Genomic DNA, 19,623 nt, shown 5'->3' on the forward strand with positions numbered 1-19,623 from the left:
GGCTGGGCGGGCTGACCTTCGGCCTCACCATGCGCTATCTCGGCCTGTCGCTCGGCATGGCGGTCGCACTGGGGCTGACGACGGTGATCGGCACCATGGGGCCGCCGATCTTCCGTGGCACGCTGGACGATCTTGCCGGCACGAGCAGCGGGTGGATCGTCTTCCTGGGCATTGCGATCACGCTGGCGGGCATCCTGCTCGTCGCCCTGGCGGGCCGCCGCAAGGAACGCGAGATGGCGGGTGCGGCGGCACCCGATGCGTCCGAGTTCGATCTCCGCAAGGGCCTGGCCATCGCTGCCTTCTCAGGCGTGATGTCGGGCTGTTTCGCATGGGGCCTCGACGCCGGACAGCCGATCCGCGACCTGACGCTGAAGGCAGGAACCGATCCGCTGTGGCAGGGGCTGCCGGTGCTCTGCGTCGTGCTGCTCGGCGGGCTGACGACCAATCTCATCTGGTGCGCGATCCTGATCGCCCGCAACGGCAGCGCGCGCGAATTCGTCGGCGCTCCGGCACCGGGCGCCACCGAAAGGCCGTCGCTCGCGCGCAATTACGGCCTCGCCGCGCTCGGCGGCACGCTCTGGTATTTCCAGTTCTTCTTCTACACCATGGGCGAAAGCCAGATGGGCCGCTTCGGCTTTTCGAGCTGGACGCTGCACATGGCGAGCATCATCCTGTTCTCGACGCTCTGGGGCTTCGCGCTGCGCGAATGGGCGCCGGCAGGCAAACGCACCCGCGCGCTCGTCTGGCTCGGTATCGCGGTATTGATGCTGTCGACGGTCGTGATCGGTTACGGCAACAGCCTGGCCTGAAGCATAAAAGGCTTGTCTGGAAATGCGCGGAAGAGCGCATTTCAAGGCCGCACCGGCCCGCTCCCCCACCCGGCCACCCAACGGCATTATTCTATGGGTGGCCGGGTGGGGGAGCGGGCCGGTGCGGAGATGCGCCGAAAGGCGCATCTCCAGACAAGCTCTCAGCGGATCACCAGGCGCACAAGTGCGTCGACATGCGCGTCGATCGCGGCCGGATTGGTCGGATCGACGCCCCAGATGCGCTGCACCTCGGGCGCCAACGTATAGAAAAGCTGCGCGCCGCCGACGAGGATATAGACCAGGGCCGGCAGCGACGCGGGCGGTATCAGCCCCTCGTCCTGCAGCCACTGGACGAATGCGCCCGACGACCGGCTGGTGCGGACGATGAAGGTATCGACCATCCAGCGGAACCGTTCGGTGTCGCGGCAGCTTTCCTGCACCATCAGCCGCGCATGTTCGGGGTGCTGCGCCCAATAATGTACGCGCTGGCGCAGCATCTCCCGCGCATATTCCTTCTTGTCCTCATAATCCTCGAGCCGCGGCGACTTGGTGATCTCGCCAAGCTGGCGCTCGAACAGGAAGGTCACCGCCTCGCGCCACAGCGTCTCCTTGTTCTGGAAATGATATTTGATCAGCGCGTGATGGACGCCCGCCCGATCGGCGATGTCGCGCGTCGACGTGCCCTCGAAGCCGTGCGTCGAGAATTCATGCAGCGCCGCTTCCAGGATGCTCGCCTTGGTGGCTTCCTTCTGCCGTGCGCGCATGTTCAAGGCTGGTTTCCCATTGCTGTGGCCGGAACCTCCCCGGTGCCCGCTGATCGGCCCGACATCAAGTCATTATCCATCTGAATAGCGAATAGGCCCTATTGCCGACGCATCAGCCGCACCGGACCGATCAAGCCCGACGGCAGCAACGGCGCATCGGGGCGATACGTGGCGATGCTCGTGAAGGTCCGCTTTTCGGCCCCCGGCTGCGCGTCGCCGATCAGCCGGTTGACCCAGAGATTGGTCACGCGAAGCTCGATCCGGTTGGCGCCCGGCGCCAGCGCATCGGTGATGTCGAGCCGATAGGGCGGCTTCCAAAGGGTGCGGAGCGGCCGGCCATTGACGTTCACCTCCACGAGTTCGCCGACCTTGCCGAGATCGAGGATCAGCCGTCCGCGCGCCAGTTCCGACCGTCCGATATCGAGCCGGCGGCTGTAGCTGCCGGTACCGGAGAAATAACGGATGCGCGGATCGGCGCTGTCGCTCCATGACCCCGCATCGGCGCCGATCGCGGTTTCGGGGCCGCCCCGCTCCGCCTGGAAGCTGAGCGTCCAGCCGTTCGACAAGTCGCGCAACACGTCTTCGCTCATGGCCTTTTGATCAGGTGGCGCCGCCTTGCCCTTGCCGAAGACGACAAAGGCCGATCCGTCGGGATCGAAATCGAGCGGCACGATCGTCCGGCCATTTTCGACGCGATAGGGCAGTGCCTTCACCGCGCCGCTATCGGCATCCCATAATTCCGGAACCCGGCCCGACACGCGAAACGATATCTCGGTGCGCGCCGCGTCGCGCGCGCCGCTGGCGAAAAAATAGATGTCGCGCTCTCCGGTACGGCGATGGAGCACGCGCAGCGGCACGGGCGCGCCGATCACCTGCCAGTCGGGCGCGACGCCGGCACGTGCCAGCGTGTCGGCTGGTGGTGCATCGACGACCCTGCCCTCTCCCCATAACCGCGTCGCCAGCCGTTCATATTCGGCGGGATCGTCGGCCAGGCTGGGCGAGGCCGCCGGCCTTTTGCCGATCACCACCGCCCCGGCATCGGCCAGCGCGGCGATCTTGCGAAGCACCCTCAGCGTCATGCGCGACGCGGTTCCGCCGAGCTGGAGCGCGCGATAGTCCATGCCCGATGGCGTCACCAGCCGACCGTCTCGAACCTGGAACAGGTCGAGCAAAGCCTCGGCATTGACGAAATCGAAGCCATGGCCGGCGGGAATGTCGGCCACCTCATGCTCTCCGTAAAGTCCGGTGAGCGGCGCTTCCTCTCCATGGAAATAGGCGATGTCGGCGACGTAGCGCCCCTGGCGGAGCAGATATTGCGCGCGCGCGAGATAATCGATCCAGGCGCGCGCCTGCCCGGCCCAGGTCTCGTTGCGGTTGAAATATTGGCCGAAGATGCCGAGCGTCAGCCCGGGCGGCTTGCCTTCGACCGGCTGGTGCACGCTGCTGTGGAGCATCAGGCGGGTGACGCCCAGCGCGAAGGCGGTATCGGCAACGCGCTTCAAGGTTCGCGGCGACCCCGCCCAGGGCGCGAGCGCCGATGTGAACGCTTCGGCAGCGATGGAATCGCGGCCGTGGAGATGCGCGACCGATGCGGCGCCGCGAAGGTCGGCGATCGCCGTCGGTTCGATACGGCCCTTTTCGTTGGGTGCCCAGATCGCACCAGCGGGCTCGTCGGCATACGATCGCATCGCCATGTCGTCACCGAGGATCGGCCGATGATCCTCGAGCGCCTCGGCGCGTATCCGCAAGCCCGCGGCGCGCGCGCTGGTCGCGACCTGCCCATAATGGTTGGCGGCGAGCAGTTCGGCGATGGTGGTGCGATAATCCCAGAGGAAACGGTCGCTCGCGTCGGCGCTGCCGACGATCCGGCCCGTCAAGGCCGGGAGCCAGGCCGTGGGATCATAGCCGCGACGCGCCTTGAACACGGCGATCATCGCGGGCGTCCAGTTCTGGCTGCCCGCCTCGATACTGTCGTTGAACAGGGTGGTGACGCCGCGCGTGCCGAGCAGATCGGGCGGCAGCACCGCCCGATAGGTTTGCAGATAACGCGCCATATAAGCGGCGACCGCATCGGCATCGAGCTTGTCGACTTCATAACCCGTCGCCTCGGCCGGCGCGGGCGCATTGACCGCGCCGGTCAGCGAATAGCCGAGCCGCATGACCTGCCAGCGGCCGCGCGGCGGCGTCCAGTCGAGCGTACCTTCGGGTTTCAACTTCGCGGTGAGGTCGACCACGCCGGAGACCGGGACGATCGATCCAGTGCCGGCATCCGGCGTCGCCAGCGCATAATAATCGGGCGCGGCGGCAAAGCCGGCCTTGTCCTCGAAGCGCGTGACCCGGGCGTCCGGCAACAGCGAGAGATGCTGGAGACGGACGTCCTGCGCGGCCGGCGGGCGATCGTAGCGCGTGTTGGTGATGCCCGGCGCCGCGAGATTGAGCACGCGGCGCCAGAGCGTCCCGAGCTCGGTCGGCCGCCTGAAGGTGACGCGGAAGGACCGCGCGCTGACCGCGGGAAAGGAGATCGTGCTTTGATGGAAGGTCGAGAGCGGCAAGTCCCGCACCGGCCTGAAACTCGTGCCGTCATCGCTCGCCTCCAGCGTCGCGAGCGGCGCGACGTCGAACAGCCCCGGCCGGGTGAGCCCCACCACCACCGAGCGGATCGTCTGTGGCCGGTCATAATCGAAGCGGATCCATTGCGGCGACGCCTGGGCCAGCGGCAGCACGGCGCCGGGCGCATGATCGAGCCTGGGATCGGCGAGCAGCCCGGCGTCGAGCGTGCCGCCGCTCGCGCTGATCCGCGCCTGCGGCAATGGCGCGGCATCGACGGGCAGATGCCAGGCGAGCACCGCGACATCGCGATAGAAGGAAACGCCCTTCGCCTCTTCGGTTCGCGCGATATCCTGGAACGGGCCGGGCACGGTGGGCGGCGGCGCGAGCCTGCCGGTGAAGCGGCGGTCGCCCTCGACCAGCGTCTCGCTCCATACCAGCTTCTTCATCGCCGCCTGGGGGGTGACCCAGGGTCCGCCGGTCTCGCTCCAGCCCGGCGACGACGCGATGCCCACCTGCATGCCGCGCCGTTCCGCGCCGGCGACCGCGCGCCGGAACGCGGCCTGCCAGTCGGGGTGCATATAGATCAGCCGGTGTTCGACCATTTGCGGCACACCGGGCTGCGCGACGTCGAACAGCTGGAAGCCGCCGATGCCGATCCGATCGAACCAGTCGAGATCGCGATCGATCCCCTCGGGCGTGACATTGCCGTCCATCCAGTGCCACCAGACCCAGGGCCGCGCGTCGCGGGGCGGATCGGCGAAACCGTCGCGCAGCGGATCGGGGGATTGCGCGCCCAGAGGCGTGGCGACCAGCAACAGCGAAAGCACGACAAGCCTCATCTTTCGGCCCCTTCTTCGCGGCGCGCGGCGATCTCGGCGACAATGCGCTCATGAACGCCGCGCCGGAGCGGATTGAGGAAGATCAGCACCGCCGACAGGCCGATGCCGACAAGCGGGATCAGCACCATGATCGCGCGGATGCCTTCGATCGTGGCGGCGCTCTGCTGCCGGTTGGCAACGAAGCCCACCCGATCGATCGCGAGGCCGAACAGCCCCGCGCCGACGCCCAGGGCGACCTTCTGGAACAGGAGTGCGAGGCCGAAAAGCAGCCCTTCGCTGCGCAGCCCGGTGCGCCACTCGCCATATTCGACCGTGTCGGGCAGCATCCCCCAATAGGCGAAGACAATGCCGAGAAAGGCCGCCTGCATGGCGACGACGAAGATGTTCATCTGCCACACCTCCTCGAAGCGCAGCAGGCCGAAGACGATCAGGCCGCTGCCGAACAGGCCGCAACTGACGAGCCAGATCGACCGTTTGGCGGCAAAGCGGGCGACGAACATCCAGAACGGCACGGCGACCAGCCCGCTCGCCCCGGCCAGCGCGAGCGCGGTCGGCCCGGCATCGGGCGCTTCGAGCACATATTTGAAATAATAGAGCAGCGACTTGGCAAAGGCGGTGTAGCAGGCGACGAGCAGCGTGCCTGCCATCACCACGGTCCAGAAGGCGCGGTTGGCAAGCACCGCGCGCCGTTCCGCCATCGACGCCGGCCGGTGCGCGACGGCGCCGTCGCCGCCCTCCCGCGTCGTCGCGAAGACGAAGAAGAGGATCGGCGTCGCGAGCAGCGCGAAGATGGCGGCCGCGACGAAATAACCCTGCGCGCCATCGGCGCTGCCCGTCACCCATGTCGCGATGCGGGGCGTCGCCAGGGCGACGATCACGCCGGCGCAGGTGCTGAACACCAGTCGCGCGCCTGCGATGTTCGCGCGGTCGGCGGCGCTGCGCGTGATCTGCGCGGTGAGCGCGATATAGGGCACGTTCACCGCCGCATAGAGGCTGCGGAACAGCAGATGCGCCGCCATCACCGCAGCGACCAGCATCGTTCCTTCAAGCGGTGGAGGCCAGTAGAGCAGGCAGAAACCAAGCGCGAGCGGCACTGCGCCGAGCAGCAGCCAGGGCCGGTAGCGGCCCCAGCGCGAACGCGTCCGGTCCGCCGCCGCACCGATCAGCGGGTCGACGATCCCGTCCCAGATCGACGCGACCATATAGAGCAGTCCCGCGACCGCCGCCGACAGCCCGACCGCTTCGGTATAGTAGAAGAGCAGATAGAATGAGAGGCTCTGCCAATAGAGGTTGAAGGCGAAATCGCCCGAGCCGAAGGCGATAATGCGTTTCCAGCCGAGCGGCGTCGCCATCAGGGCCGCTCCAGCACGAAGCGCACCGGCATGCCGGCTTCGGCATGGGGCGCGATCCACAGGTCGAAAGCGCCGGGCTCGACCGTCCCGTCCGCGCGCGCCAGCATCGCGCGCGTCACGACGAACTCGACCTTCGCCATCCCGCCCGCCGGAATCGCCGGCTTGCGGAAGCCCTTGAGCTCACGGACCGGCCGGACCGGAACCGACGCGATGTCGCGGATATAGAGCTGCGCCACTTCCTCCACCGGCACTCCGGCGATCTCGCGCAGGATGCAGGATGCCCGGATTTCGCCGTCCCAGGCCAATGTCACACTGTCGAGCCGCACCGGGCCATAATCGACGCGGCCATAGCCGAGCCCGAAACCGAAGGGATAAAGCGGCCCCGGCAACGTATCGATATAGCGGGCGGTGAAGCGCCCCGGCTCCTCGGCCGGCGGACGGCCGGTCGATTTGCGGCCATAATAGATCGGCAGCTGACCGACATGCCGCGGAAAGCTCATCGGCAGGCGCCCGCTCGGCGCGACACGCCCGAACAACAGATCGGCAACCGCGCCGCCCATGGCCGCGCCCAGGAACCAGGTGACGAGCAGGCCGTCCGAGAGCCGGGCCAGCTCGTCGATGACCAGTGGCCGGCCGGCGCGCAGCAGCGTGACCAGCGGCTTGCCCGTCCGCCGCATCGCGCGCGCCAGCTCCATCTGGATCGCCGGGACGGCCGGATCGGTGCGCGAACGCGATTCCGCCGACATATGCTGGCCCTCGCCGAGCGCGAGCACGACGATATCGGCCCATTCCGCCGCACGCTCCGCTTCGGCGATCCCGCCCCGGATCGGATCCTCCAGCCCGCACCCCGCCACGATCCGCAGCGCGTCCGCGCCGACCGCGGCCACCAGCCCCTCGGCCAGGCTTTCCGATGCCGGCCCGTCGGCGAACAGCGCCCAGGCGCCGTTCAGATGCGCCTTGTCCTCCGCCAGCGGGCCGATCAGCGCGATGCGTTGCCTCCGCTTCAGCGGCAGCACGCCACCCTCGTTGCGCAGCAGCACCGGGCAGCGGCGCGCTGCCTCGCGCGTCAGCGCAAGCGCCCCGGTCCGTCCGGCGGTGGCGCCAAGGCCGCGATAGGGATCGTCGAACAACCCCAATGCCTGCTTGGCGCCGAGCACGCGCAGCACCGCGCTGTCGAGCGCCGCGACCGGCACTTCGCCCGCCGCCACCAGATCGGCGAGATGATCGGCGTAAAGGCCGCTCGCCATGCACATGTCGAGCCCCGCGAGGAAGCAGAGCCGCGCCGCCTCACGCGGGGTTTCGGCGAGGCCGTGCGCGATCACTTCGCGGTCCGAATTAAAGTCGGAAACGGTGAAACCCTTGAATGCCCAATCGTCGCGCAGCACGCCGGTGAGCAGCTTGCGATTGGCGCTGCAGGGCACACCGTCGATATCGTTGAACGCGGTCATCACCGACCCCGCCCCAGCCGCCAGCGCGGCACGATAAGGCGGCAGATAGACTTCGGCGAGCGTCGTCGGCGACAATTCCGCGGTGTTGTAGTCGAGCCCCGCCTCCGCCGCGCCATAGGCCGCGAAATGCTTGACCGTCGCCATCACGTGCCGCGGGTCGGCGAGACTATCGCCCTGAAAGCCCCGCACCCGCGCGGCGGCGAAGGCCGCGGCCAGGAACGGATCCTCGCCATAGCTTTCGATCGCCCTGCCCCAGCGCGCATCGCGGCACACATCGGCGCCGGGCGCGAAGGTCCAGTGCACCCCCTCCGCCGCCGCTTCCGCCGCCGATGCCTCGGCGGTGCGCCGTGCCAGCTCCGGCTCGAAACTCGCCGCTTCGGCGAGCGGCACCGGAAAGGCGGTGCGAAAACCGTGGATGACGTCTGCGCCGAACAATAAAGGAATACCCAGTCGCGATTCCTCGACCGCGATGCGCTGCAGCCGCCGGACATTCGCCTCGCCCGACAGGTTGAAGATGCCGGTGACGCCGCCGCCGCGAATATCGTCGATCCGCTTTTCGGGCGCATCGAAGCCGATCTCGGGATTGACCGGATCGCCCGTCCACCGGACGTCGGCAGAATAGAGGCAAAGCTGGCCGACCTTCTCCGCGACCGTCATCTCCGCCAGCAATCGCTCGGGCTTTCCTGTCGCCATCGGCTCAGTCCGCCCCAAGCCGGGCGAGCAGGAAATCCCGCGCGGTCGCGATGGCCTGCTTTCCTTCGGGCGCGTCGGCAAGATAGCTCATGAAGACATGCGGCATGCCCTCGTAGAGATCGAGCACGACCTCTCGCCCCGCCGCGCGCATCGTCTGATATTGGCGCACGAAATCACTCAGCAGCAGCTCGCGCGTCCCGCCCTGGATCAGGGTCGGTGGAAACGGCCGGCCATAATCGCCGCGCACGGGCGAGGCCCAGGGATGGAGCATGCCCGCCACCGCATCCTTGCCCGCATAGGCGCGGCGCATCGCCGCCAGCGTCTCCGCGGCATCGAGCCCGGGATCGGCATCGGCAAGCGTCAGGCGGCTGTCGCCCCCCGCCCCGAGATCGGTGCAGGGCGACAGACCGACCAGCGCGGCGGGCAGCGGCAACCCTTCGTCGCGCAGGCGCAAGGTCGTGCCGAGGATGATATTGCCGCCGGCGCTGTCGCCGAACAGGCCGATCCGCGACGCGTCATGCCCGGCGGCCAGCAGCGCGCGATAGACCGAAACGACCTGGCCGGTCACGCCGCGGAAATCCTGTTCGGGCGCCAGGCCGTAATCGACCGACACCACCTCAAGCCCCGTCGCCGCGGCGAAGATCGCGGCGGTGCGAAAGCTCGAAGTCGCCGATCCGGTCGCCCAGCCCCCGCCATGGACATAGACGAGCAGCCGCTTCTTCCCATGTCCGCCCTTCGGCTTCACGCGCAGCACCGGCACGCCGCCCAGCGTATCGGACGTGACGGTGACGCCGTGAAGCGCCGCGATACCGGGCATCCGTTCGGCCGCACCCTGCTCCGCCACGGCGCGCAATTTCTGAAGATCGGTGCCGATCGCCAGCCGCTGCGGCCGCGTCTTTCGTTGGGCCGCAAGCATCGGCGTCAGCATCGCCTTTGCTTCGGTCGATACCGTTTCCGGCACTGCGAAGCGCAGGTCGTCGCCGGCGGGCGCGTCCTGCGCCGCCACGGCAAGAGGCAGCACCAGCAGCGCCGCGGCGCTCGCCATGCCGATCGATCGCCTCATCGCGCCGCGCCGCGCTTGGCATCGCCGAAGCGACCGAGCGCATCGAGCGCCGGCGATCGGGCGCTTTCCGCCCTGGTGGCGCTGCCTGCCAATCGCAGCCGATCGCCATCGGCACGGAAACGCGGCCAAGCCGGTCGGCCCGCGCCGTTGGGATCCCCGCCGCGCGCGAAGCCGACCCAATAGTCACCGATCAGCCTGGCCATCGTCCGATCCTCGTCCGACGGCTCGGCGCCCAGATCCTCGAGATTGCCGAAGACGAAATAGACGTCGGCGCCGTGCGGCGCGCCCTTTTCGGTCGCGCGCTTCGCCGTCGGCACATAGTCGAAATGATAGAGATAGCTTGTGTTCGGCGCGGCGAGCCCGGCGAGGAAACGGGCCGGCTCGACGAACATCGCATCGCCGGCAAGATTGCGCTCATAGGCGTCCGCTGCCCCATAGGCCGCCTTCACCCCGGCCTGTGCCGGCCCGAGCTGTGCGCCGAGCGCCGCGGTGAACATGCCGCGCATCGCCTCGGGCACGAAGCCGATCTCGTAGCTGTTGGCGCCGGCCATATAGGGGACGGGTGCCTGCCGTCCCTCCAGAAAGGCGACATCGGCACGCCCCTGCACCAGGCGACCGTCGATCATCGGCCCCGAATAGGTCGCCGCCTCAGTGTTGAGCAGCGTCATGTTGCCGCGCACCGTCTCCGCCGGGATCGCGCGCAGTGCCGCCGGATCGTTTCCGCCGACACCCGCCTGCCCGGCGAAAGCCACGCCCTTGGCCTCGGCGGCGGCCAACGGCACGCCATCGTCGCGTCCACCGCCCGATTGGGAAATCGCCTTGTGGAACAGGCCGCGTGCGGCCGGCATCGCCATCATCTGGTTCACTGCCCCGCCGCCCGCGGACTCGCCGAAGATGGTGACATTGTCCGGATTGCCGCCGAACGACCGGATGTTGCGCTTGACCCAGGCCAGCGCCGCAAGCTGGTCCATCAGCCCCCAATTGCCGGTGGGGCCGCTGCCCGCCTCGGCCGTCAGCGCGGGATGCGCGAAGAAGCCGAAACGGCCGAGCCGATAGTTGAAAGTGACGACCACCGCGCCGCGTGCGGCGAGCTTCGTCCCGTCATAAGCACGCTGCGCGCCCGATCCGGCGGTGAAGCTGCCGCCATGGATCCAGAAAAGCACGGGCGCCCCACCCTTCACCGGCTTTGCGGGCGCCCAGACATTGAGGAACAGGCAATCCTCGCTCATCGGTGCGTTCGCGCGGTCCGCCTCCCAATCGCGGCGGCTGTGCACGCAATCGGCGCCATAATCGGTAGCGGAGCGGACACCCTGCCATTTCGGGGCCGGTGCCGGCGAGCGCCAGCGCCCCTCTCCGATCGGAGCGGCGGCATAGGGAATGCCCCTATAGACGACCACCTCGCCCGCGCTTTCCCCCTTCAACCGGCCGCTGTCGACCGCCGTCACCAGCGCGTCCTGCGCCATTGCCGGAGATGCCGCGACGATCGCCAGCGCCAGCGCTGCCCCGAATTCCGTCTTTCTCACGTCCCCTCCTCCATTTGCGCTTCGGCCTTCCGCCTTCAACATGGCAGCCTTTGATATCGGGCTTCTCGCGACACGACGCTGTCCGGCGCGGCCGGCCGGACGCTGACGACGATCATGCCCGCCCGCCCTGCCTCGACATGCAGCAACCGGCTTTCGGGATCGAACCTCCAGCGCACCGGCGGCTCGACCATGACCGCCACATTGCCCGGGAAATGCGCCTCTGGCACGACGATTTCGCTTGGTGCGTCGATCGTCGGATCGGCATCGATCTTCGCCTCGAACAACGCGCTCGCGGCGTCGAAACGCATGCTCACGATCCGTCCCTGCGCACGACGGACATAGGGCCGGGCGAACCCCTTGAGCGCGCGGGCGCCATCGCCGCCGTCCGCCAGCTGATCGGGCGAGAAGATCGAGAGATCCTCCTGATTCCAGCCATCGCCGATGCGCAGATCGTTGCTGTTGCTCGCGGTATAGTTCCACTGGGTCGAGGATATGCCGAGCGCGTCGATCGCATCGTACATCGCGGTCAACGCCGCCACATGCGCCGCCCAGATCTCCTCGTCGCGCCAGCCCGCCGCCCAACGGGCATAGGCGCCGCCTTCGTCGAGATCATAGGGAATGCCGAACTCGCCGATCAGCCGCGGCATCGTGCGGCCGGGATCGGCCGCATCGAACAGTCCGCGGATCTCGGTCGCATAGCGTTCGCCCAGCGCGGCCACGCCCGCATGATCGTCGAACCGCTTCTTCCACAATATGTCGACATCGTACCAATGGCTGGCATTGACGCAGCGATCGGGCATCCCCTCCGGAAAACCGCGGCCATGGCCGAGCTGATAGGGGTTGAGCTCGGCGAAGATCAGCCAGTCCGGGTCGATCGCGCGCAGGGTTTCCGCCACCCGGCGAAAGAAGGGAAGCAGCAGGTCGGCATCGGGGTCGATCGCCCGCCCATCCGCGCGCCGGAAAAAATCCTCGTCGAGCACGCGCGCATCGTCGCCCGGGCCGGTCCAGGCACCCGCGGCAGCATAGGGATCGGCCATGCCCGGCGCCCAGATCGACACGCCGTCCGGATTGGCGACGTCCTGCCCGACGATCGCCATCGCGCCGTTCGCGCCCCGCGCAAGCACGGGCAACGCCACCGCCATGCCGCTCGCGGCCTGCAGCGCGGCGAAGGGCGTCCAGCAGGCCCCGGCGCGGACCGGAACCGGCGCCTCGCGCGTCGCGGCCAGCTGCGGCGCGCTCATCGCCTGCCCGATCCATCCCAGGCTCGGCTCGTTGAGCGTGTCGAAGCCGATGACGGCGGGATTGTCGGCCAGCCGCTCCGCGAGCGCCGCCATCGCACCCAGATAATGACGCTGCAGGAAATGCTGCACATTCTCGCCCGCGATCCGCCAGTCGGGCGTCAGCAGCGCGCCGGCGAAGAAAGCGGTCCAGACGATGCCGTTCGCGGGCAGGCGGTAATTCCCCGCCCAGCTCATCATCGGATACGCCTCTTCCTGCCGTGCCTCGGCGCGGGTTGGATCGTAGCGATATTGCATGACGTTCGCCGCACCCGCCGCGTCGAAGCGGGTGAAGTCGAGACCGAGCGCCTCGAAGGTCCAGCCCGGCGCCCCGTCGCCCCCCGTCATCCGGCTCCAGACATCCTGGTGCATGTCGACGAACAGGACGAAGCCGTGCGCCGCCGCGCGCCGCGCCACCGCCGCGACATAGTCCAGATAGGCTAGGTCGTACCGGCCGGGCCCTTCATGTTCGATCGCTTCCCAGGTGACGAGCAGACGCAGGCAGTTGAAGCCCCAGCGCGCGATCCGCGCCAGATGCACGTCCGCCTGGTCCAGCGGAAAGGGCCGGCCGACAAAGTCGACCGCACGATGATCGGAGAAATCGGTCGGCAGATGCGTGCCGCCGTCAGGGAAAGGCAGCTTGCAGTCGCCGCCGAGATTGACGCCGCGCAGCACCATCTCGCGTCCATGGACATCCACGAACCGCCCCTTGGCCACATCGACCATCCGCCTCAGCATTCACTCTTCCCTTGGTTCGCGATTTTCGTTATGCAATCGGTTAATAACCGCATTGGCCAAGCACGTCCATAGCCAAATCAGAAGGGACATCGTCGACATGACGATGCCGGTGGGAGGGTGAAAATGCCGAAGAAATTCAAGCTCAAAATGTCTATTTCCGGTCTGTCGATCGCGGCGGCGCTGCTGGCGTCGAGCACTGCTCACGCCCAGGATGCTCCATCCGACTCGCCGGAACGGGGCGCTATGCAGTCGGACAATGACGAGCAGAATGATACGATCGTCGTCACCGGAACATTGATCCGCGGCATCGCACCGACGGGCACCAACGTCATCGGCGTCGATCGCGCCGAAATCGTCGAAAGCGGCGTCGCATCGTCGACCGATCTGCTCGCCAATATCCCGCAGCTCAGCTATTTCGGCAGCGTGCCGCGCGCGAACCAGGATCGCGGCAGCCCCGTCTTCTTCCCCAATCTCCGCAACCTCGGCGCGACCGGCGGCCAGAACACGCTGATGCTGGTCGACGGCCGCCGGCTGGTCGGCCAGGGCATCCTCTCCTCGACGGCCGATCCCGCGGTCGTCCCGCCGGTCGTGATCGAGCGCGTCGACGTCATCCCCGATGGCGGCTCATCGATCTACGGATCCGATGCGATCGGCGGCGTGATCAACTTCATCACCCGCCGCCGCTTCAACGGCGTGGAAGCGAGCGCGCGCTACGGCCTGGCCGACAATTACGACCAGGCCGATGGAGACATCATCGCGGGCAAGGATTGGGGCACCGGCTCGCTCTACGTCGCCTATGCCTATGCCTGGCACAGCAATCTGTTCGGCGCCGACCGCGACTATATGACCAGCAATCATCTGGCGGAGGGCGGATCTGATTTCCGCAGCACCGCCTGCGCGCCGGGCAATATCCTGATCGGGACGACCACCTATGCCTTGCCAGGCCGCGTCGCGGGCACGGTGAACCGCTGCGACGAGCCCCAGCAGATCGACGTCTATCCGCGCGAGACGCGGCATAGCGTCTTCGCCTCGCTCGTGCAGGAACTGACGCCGGGAATCGAGTTCAACGCCACCGCCTATTGGTCCGGCCGCAAGACGACGGTCCGCACCGCGCAATCCTCCACCAGCGGAACCATCACCGCCGCCAACCCCTATTTCCGGCCGATCGGGACGGAGACCTCGCACAATGTCGCCTTCTCGTTCGCTGATGTGTTCGGGCCGAGCAACGTCACGCGCCAGGATTTCCAGTCGGCGGGCGTCACCGCCGGGCTGAACTTCGATATCGGCAGCCGCTGGCAGATCCGCACGCTCGCCAATTTCGGCCGCAGCCGCAGCGAGATCCACGAGGACCTGGTCAACGCCGCGGCGGTGACGGCCGGGCTCAATGGAACGACTTTGTCCACTGCGCTCAATCCCTACGCCCCGGGCGCGAGCAATCCGGCCGTGCTCGCCGCGATCGACAATTATGAGAATCACGACACCGGCGTCCAGGAGCTCGCCGAGGGCCGGATCGTGGCCGAAGGACCGCTGCTCGCCATCGGCGGCGGCGATGTCCGCCTCGCCGTCGGCGCCGAATATCATTACAATAACCTCAGGCAGACGCTGATCCCGGGGCCGCGCGGCACGCTCGCCTCCGCGCCCGGCGCTATCCGCGCCTTCTCGTCACGCGAGGTCAAATCGGCCTTTGGCGAAGTGGTCGTACCGATCTTCGGTCAGGCCAACGGCATGGCCGGCCTGCGCAGCCTGATCCTGTCGGGATCGGTGCGCTACGACGATTATAGCGATGTCGGTGGCACCACCAATCCCAAGATCGGCATCACCTGGAAGCCGTTCGAGGAGCTGACCATACGCGGCAATTACGGAACCTCCTTCCACGCGCCGGGGCTCGAATCGGTCAGCGGGCTCGGCCAGCAGGCACAGATCCTGCCGATCAGCCCCTTCCGCCGCACCGACAGCCCGATCACCGATCTGTTCCGCCCGACGATCATCCTGGCCGGCGGCAACCCGAACCTGAAACCCGAGACAGCGACGACCCTGTCGGCGGGCTTCGACTGGCGGCCCGGCATGGCGCCTGGCCTGCTGATCAGCGCGACCTATTACAAGGTCGACTTCAAGGATGCGATCGGCCTGATCTCGGCCGCGACGCTGTTCACCGATCCGAATTTCGCCGCCTTCTACACGATCAACCCGACGCTCGCCCAGGCACAGGCGGCGACGGCCGGGATGCAACTGGTCGGCGTGCCCAATATCGCATTGCTCTATGTCGGCACATCGCCCTATCTGCTGGCCGATGCGCGGCTGAACAATTTCGGCGCGCTCAAGACCGACGGGGTCGACTTCCACCTCAATTACACCCGCCCGATCGGCGACGTGACGCTGATGGCCGATGTCGCGGGCAATTATGTGCTGAAGCGCGATTTCTCGACCGGCGGCGCCAACGGCCCCTTCACCGATACGCTGAAGAACGGCACCGGCCGCCTGTTCTTCGTCGCCACGCTGGGCGGCAAGATCGGCGGCCTGGCGGCGCGTGCGGTCTATAATTATCGCGGCGGCTTCCCGATCAAGGGGCTGGTCAATCAGACGCGGATCGGATCCTTCCAGACGGTGGATCTGCGCTTCTCCTGGAATGTGCCGGCCAGCGGCGCGCTGTCGGGAACGCAGCTGACCTTCAACGTCGACAATCTGTTCGATGTCGATCCACCCTATTCGAACACGGCGCGGACCAATTTCAGCCAGCTCAACGGATCGACGCTGGGGCGCCTGTTCCAGTTCGGAATCCGCAAGGCTTTCTGAGCCTTTTCCGGCAGGATAATCCAAAAAGGGGATCGAGCGATGAAACCAATCCAATTGGGGCTGGCATTGGCCGCGGTCGCGGCAGCCGCCCCCGCCTCGGCGGCGGCCGCAACCGCTCCCACGCCCGAACAGCGCTGCGCCGCGCTGACCGGGCTGAAGCTGGCCGATACGGTCATCACCTCGGCCACGTTCGTTCCGGCCGGTCCCTATGCGGGCAAGGACGCCGATACCGATGGCGTCGGCATCGCCCTGCCCGCTCATTGCCGCGTGATCGGCACGATCCGGCCGGCACCGCGATCGAACATCGTCTTCGAAACCTGGCTCCCCGCCAGTGGCTGGAACGGCAAGTTCCACGGCGTGGGCAATGGCGGGTTCGCGGGCGACATCAATTATCGCGGCGGGCTCGTCGAGGGCACGGCACGCGGCTATGCCGTGGCGAGCACCGATACCGGCCATTCGCCGGGCGGCTTCACCGCACCCTGGGCCGTCGGCAACATCGATGCCCAGATCGATTACGGTCACCGCGCCATCCATCTGACCGCACGCAATGCCAAGGCGATCATCCGCGCTTATTATGGCAAGGCCCCGCGCTATTCGGTGTTCAGTGCCTGCTCGAACGGCGGACGCCAGGCGCTGATGGCCGCGCAGCGCTACCCGGAGGATTATGACGGGATCATCGCCGGCGCCCCGGCCTATGACTTCACCCGCCTGTCGCAGATCTTCATCTGGAACGGGCGCAGCCTGACGCGCACGCCCGGCTCGAACATCCCGCCGGCCAAGCTGCCGGCGGTCCAGTCCGCCGTGCTCGCCCAATGCGACGCGCTCGACGGGCTGGAGGACGGGCTGGTGCGCGATCCCCGGCAATGCCGCTTCGATCCGCGGCGGTTATTGTGCACCGGTGCCGACAGCAATGCCTGTCTGGGCGCCGACCAGGTCACGGCGCTGGAGGATATATTGCGCGGTCCGCCGCTCGACCGCGGCACGCGCTTCGGTTACGCTCCGGCCGGCGTCGAGGCACAGCCCGGCGGCTGGGCGCCGTGGATCTCCTCCACCGATCCGATGATGACCGGTGCCGGCATCTTCGGCCTTGGGCTACCGCGCTTCTTCGCCGGCATGCCCGAAGCGAGCTTCGCCAATTTCGATTTCGGGCGCGACGGCCCGCTGCTCGACCAGCGGCTGGGGCCGATCCTCAATGCCGACAGTACAGATCTCTCGGCCTTTTTCGGGCGCGGCGGCAAGCTGATCCTCTATCATGGCTGGGGTGACGCCGCGATCCCGCCGCAGATGAGCATCGACTATCATGACCGGGTTCGCGCCGCGATGGGCCGCAAGGCCGACAAGGCGATGCGGCTGTTCATGGTTCCCGGCATGCAGCATTGCAATGCGGGTTCGGGCATCAACAGCTTCGGCCAGGGCGCGCCGCCGCCGCGCGACGCGAAACCGCAGGAGGATATCGGCGCAGCGATGGAGGCATGGATCGAACATGGCCGCGCCCCCGAACAGATCACCGGCGTCTCCGCCAGCAATTTCCGCATCGGCCCGATCGATCGCCGCGCCGCGAAAGTGACCCGCAGCGGCCTGCTTTGCGCCTATCCGAAAGTCGCCGTCTGGAACGGCAAGGGCGATCCGAAATCGGCAACCAGCTATCGCTGCGAGGCTTCCCGGACCGGGCCGTGAGCCGTCACCATCGGATCACGGCAGCCTATGATTGCAACGATCATCTTTGCTGATCGGTCAGGAATCTGGCGACGCTGTTCACATCGCCTTCTGCCAGCCCCGCGGCCATGGGTTGCATGACGCCGCGAAGCAGCGACTCCACGATCTCCGCCCGGGGCTTCTTCGCCAGATCGGCACGTGACGGCGTGCCCGGCTGGTTCGCGTCATGGCAGGTGGCGCATCGGGCCTGGAAGATCCGCCGCCCCGTCGCGACGGATATTTCGCCCGTGACGGCCTTTGCCGCCGTCGTCCGCGGCGGCGGCGCAGCCGGCCTGGGCGGGCCGACGGCCCGCGGCCCACCCAGGCCAAAGGCCTGGATCCGATCGGTGCCGACAAGGACAAGCCCGTCGACCACGGCCGGCTCGTTATATTTGCCGCTGGTGAAAAGCTGGCCGGGCGCGCTTTTCCACAGCAGATTCAGGTTGGCCGCGTCGAAGGCGTAGAGGATCGGCTGCGGCGCACCCTCTCCGTAAAGCGGCGCGGTGCGTGGCGCGTTCGTGTCGAATATCCAGACGATCGCATTCGTCCCGCCCGCGCTGCTGACGATCGGCGAGCCCGGATTTTCGAAGATCTGGGTCTCCTCCAGCCGGTCGACCCGCAGATAGGCGGGCTTCCCCGGCGCAACGATCAGTGCGACGCGCGCCAGCCCCGGCGGCACGCTTGTCGAAAAATCCCTGCCGGTCTTGGCGCTGCCCGTCGCGAAGACATGGATGCTGCCAGCTGCATCGCGATAATAAGCCGGCGTGCTCCGGCTTTTCGCCTGGTCGAGCATGCTGACATAATCGGAATAAGGGCCGAACAGGTTGATCGGTCCGCGCACGCCGAATTGCGGCTGGGGTTCCGGCGCGAGCAGCGATCCGTCTGTATCGGGATCGGTGCTGCATGGCGGGCGCTTGACCACGCCGCCGGGCAGGCGATCGCGATCGAGCAGATAGAGATTGCCCTGTTTGCCGCCCAGCAGCAGCAGGTTGGGCGTCGCACTCGCCACCCCGGGCAGGTCGAGGACCACCGTACCGCCGCTGCCCAGATCGATATCGGCGGCGCCCGCCTGGCAATAGTTGAACGGCGAATAGGTGGCGGTCAGGACGAAGCCCAAATCCCGATCGTCGCGCAGCTGGAGCAGGGACTGTCCCCAATTGTGCGGGCTGTCCGGAAAGATGCCCGCCACGCCCTTGCGCGCTCGCGCCAGGAATTTCGATCCGGTCGCGATATGGATGCGCCCCTGGCTGTCGACCGAGGGCCCGGCCGAGGCCCACATGCCGCCCTGATCCTCCTCGCTCCGCGCCGTCGACGAGAACGCCGTGGCGACCCGTGCGCGCTTCGTGTCGACCGCCACGATCCAGCCCGTCGAATCCGGGCCGATCGCGATATAGAGCCGGGCGCCGTCATTGCTCAGGTTCAGCGCACCCCGCTGGATGATCGTGCGGCTGTCGCTGAAGACATGGCTGCCATTGCGATTGACGCCCGGCCGGTTGAGCGCCGCCGCGTCGAGCGCCACCGGCCAGCCGGCCAGGCCTTTGCCGCTGCGGATGTCGAGCGCATGGACCTGCCAGCGCCGCTCGGCATCGCAGCTCGTCACATAGATGCGATCGGCGGCGCGATCGATCACCGGCGTGCCCAGATTGCCCGATGCCCCGTTTTCACACGGCCTGGCAGTCAGTTGCGCGCGCCAGAGGATCGTGCCCGGCGGCGGACCGCCCGATGCCGATGCATTGATCGCATAGGCAAAGCCGGTCGAGGTGACCGCATAGACCACCGCAAGGCGCCGGCCCCGATAGGGGCCCTGCGTCATCGTCACCGAATCCACATAGAGCGGCGAGGCGTACAACCGGGCGGGCACATCGCCGAAACCATCGAGCTGCGGCGATTGCCAGAGCGGGCCGAAACTGCCGCTCGCCACCGCTTCGGGCGTCAGCACCCGTTCCTCCGCATTCCAGCCAGACCGCTGCCGGTCATAGTGGAAGGCGAGCTTGTCGGCCGCGCCGGCGGGAGAATCGGCGGCCGATCCGACCGCAACCACCGCCAGCAATGCCAGCGGCGGGAGGGAGCGCGGCATCG

At 67.6% G+C, this 19,623-nt stretch carries 11 protein-coding genes; 3 read left to right on the forward strand and 8 right to left on the reverse strand.

Annotated features, from left to right (window positions below; genetic code table 11):
- A partial coding sequence (locus AC3WN8_RS27980; protein ID WP_492672803.1) for an L-rhamnose/proton symporter RhaT occupies positions 1 to 809 on the forward strand: 809 nt, incomplete at its 5' end.
- Positions 810 to 970: 161 nt separating this feature from the next.
- Here the strand turns inward: AC3WN8_RS27980 and AC3WN8_RS27985 are convergent.
- From AC3WN8_RS27985 to AC3WN8_RS28015, 7 genes are all read right to left on the reverse strand, one after another.
- Positions 971 to 1,573, reverse strand: a complete 603-nt coding sequence (locus tag AC3WN8_RS27985) for a TetR/AcrR family transcriptional regulator (protein ID WP_492672826.1) — start codon at positions 1,571 to 1,573, stop codon at positions 971 to 973.
- A gap of 98 nt (positions 1,574 to 1,671) precedes the next feature.
- Positions 1,672 to 4,962: a glycosyl hydrolase gene (locus tag AC3WN8_RS27990; RefSeq protein WP_492672804.1), complete on the reverse strand. Its 3,291-nt coding sequence runs from the start codon at positions 4,960 to 4,962 to the stop codon at positions 1,672 to 1,674.
- Complete coding sequence (locus AC3WN8_RS27995; protein ID WP_492672805.1) at positions 4,959 to 6,314, reverse strand: MFS transporter; 1,356 nt, start codon at positions 6,312 to 6,314, stop codon at positions 4,959 to 4,961. The genes AC3WN8_RS27990 and AC3WN8_RS27995 overlap by 4 nt, the downstream gene beginning before the upstream one ends.
- The gene (locus AC3WN8_RS28000) at positions 6,314 to 8,455 is read right to left on the reverse strand and encodes a glycoside hydrolase family 3 N-terminal domain-containing protein (RefSeq protein WP_492672806.1); all 2,142 of its coding nucleotides are present in this window, start codon (positions 8,453 to 8,455) and stop codon (positions 6,314 to 6,316) included. The genes AC3WN8_RS27995 and AC3WN8_RS28000 overlap by 1 nt, the downstream gene beginning before the upstream one ends.
- Before the next feature lie 4 nt (positions 8,456 to 8,459).
- A complete protein-coding gene (locus tag AC3WN8_RS28005) occupies positions 8,460 to 9,518 on the reverse strand; it encodes an alpha/beta hydrolase (RefSeq protein ID WP_492672807.1) in 1,059 nt (352 codons plus the stop codon).
- Positions 9,515 to 11,041, reverse strand: a complete 1,527-nt coding sequence (locus AC3WN8_RS28010) for a carboxylesterase/lipase family protein (protein ID WP_492672808.1) — start codon at positions 11,039 to 11,041, stop codon at positions 9,515 to 9,517. Before AC3WN8_RS28010 ends, AC3WN8_RS28005 begins: the two co-directional genes overlap by 4 nt.
- Before the next feature lie 35 nt (positions 11,042 to 11,076).
- Positions 11,077 to 13,056 (reverse strand): cellulase family glycosylhydrolase, encoded by a 1,980-nt coding sequence (locus AC3WN8_RS28015; protein ID WP_492672809.1) that lies wholly within the window; start codon positions 13,054 to 13,056, stop codon positions 11,077 to 11,079.
- Positions 13,057 to 13,179: 123 nt separating this feature from the next.
- Between AC3WN8_RS28015 and AC3WN8_RS28020 the strand changes: the two genes are divergently transcribed.
- Positions 13,180 to 15,849 (forward strand): TonB-dependent receptor domain-containing protein, encoded by a 2,670-nt coding sequence (locus AC3WN8_RS28020; RefSeq protein WP_492672810.1) that lies wholly within the window; start codon positions 13,180 to 13,182, stop codon positions 15,847 to 15,849.
- 39 nt (positions 15,850 to 15,888) lie between these two features.
- Positions 15,889 to 17,526, forward strand: a complete 1,638-nt coding sequence (locus AC3WN8_RS28025; RefSeq protein WP_492672811.1) for a tannase/feruloyl esterase family alpha/beta hydrolase — start codon at positions 15,889 to 15,891, stop codon at positions 17,524 to 17,526.
- Positions 17,527 to 17,566: 40 nt separating this feature from the next.
- Here the strand turns inward: AC3WN8_RS28025 and AC3WN8_RS28030 are convergent, their stop codons facing one another.
- Entirely contained in the window at positions 17,567 to 19,621 is a 2,055-nt protein-coding gene (locus AC3WN8_RS28030; protein ID WP_492672812.1) for a c-type cytochrome, read from the reverse strand.
- Between the last annotated feature and the right edge of the window lie 2 nt (positions 19,622 to 19,623).

Source organism: Sphingobium sp. FW305-3-2-15-F-TSA7, from assembly GCF_058787155.1.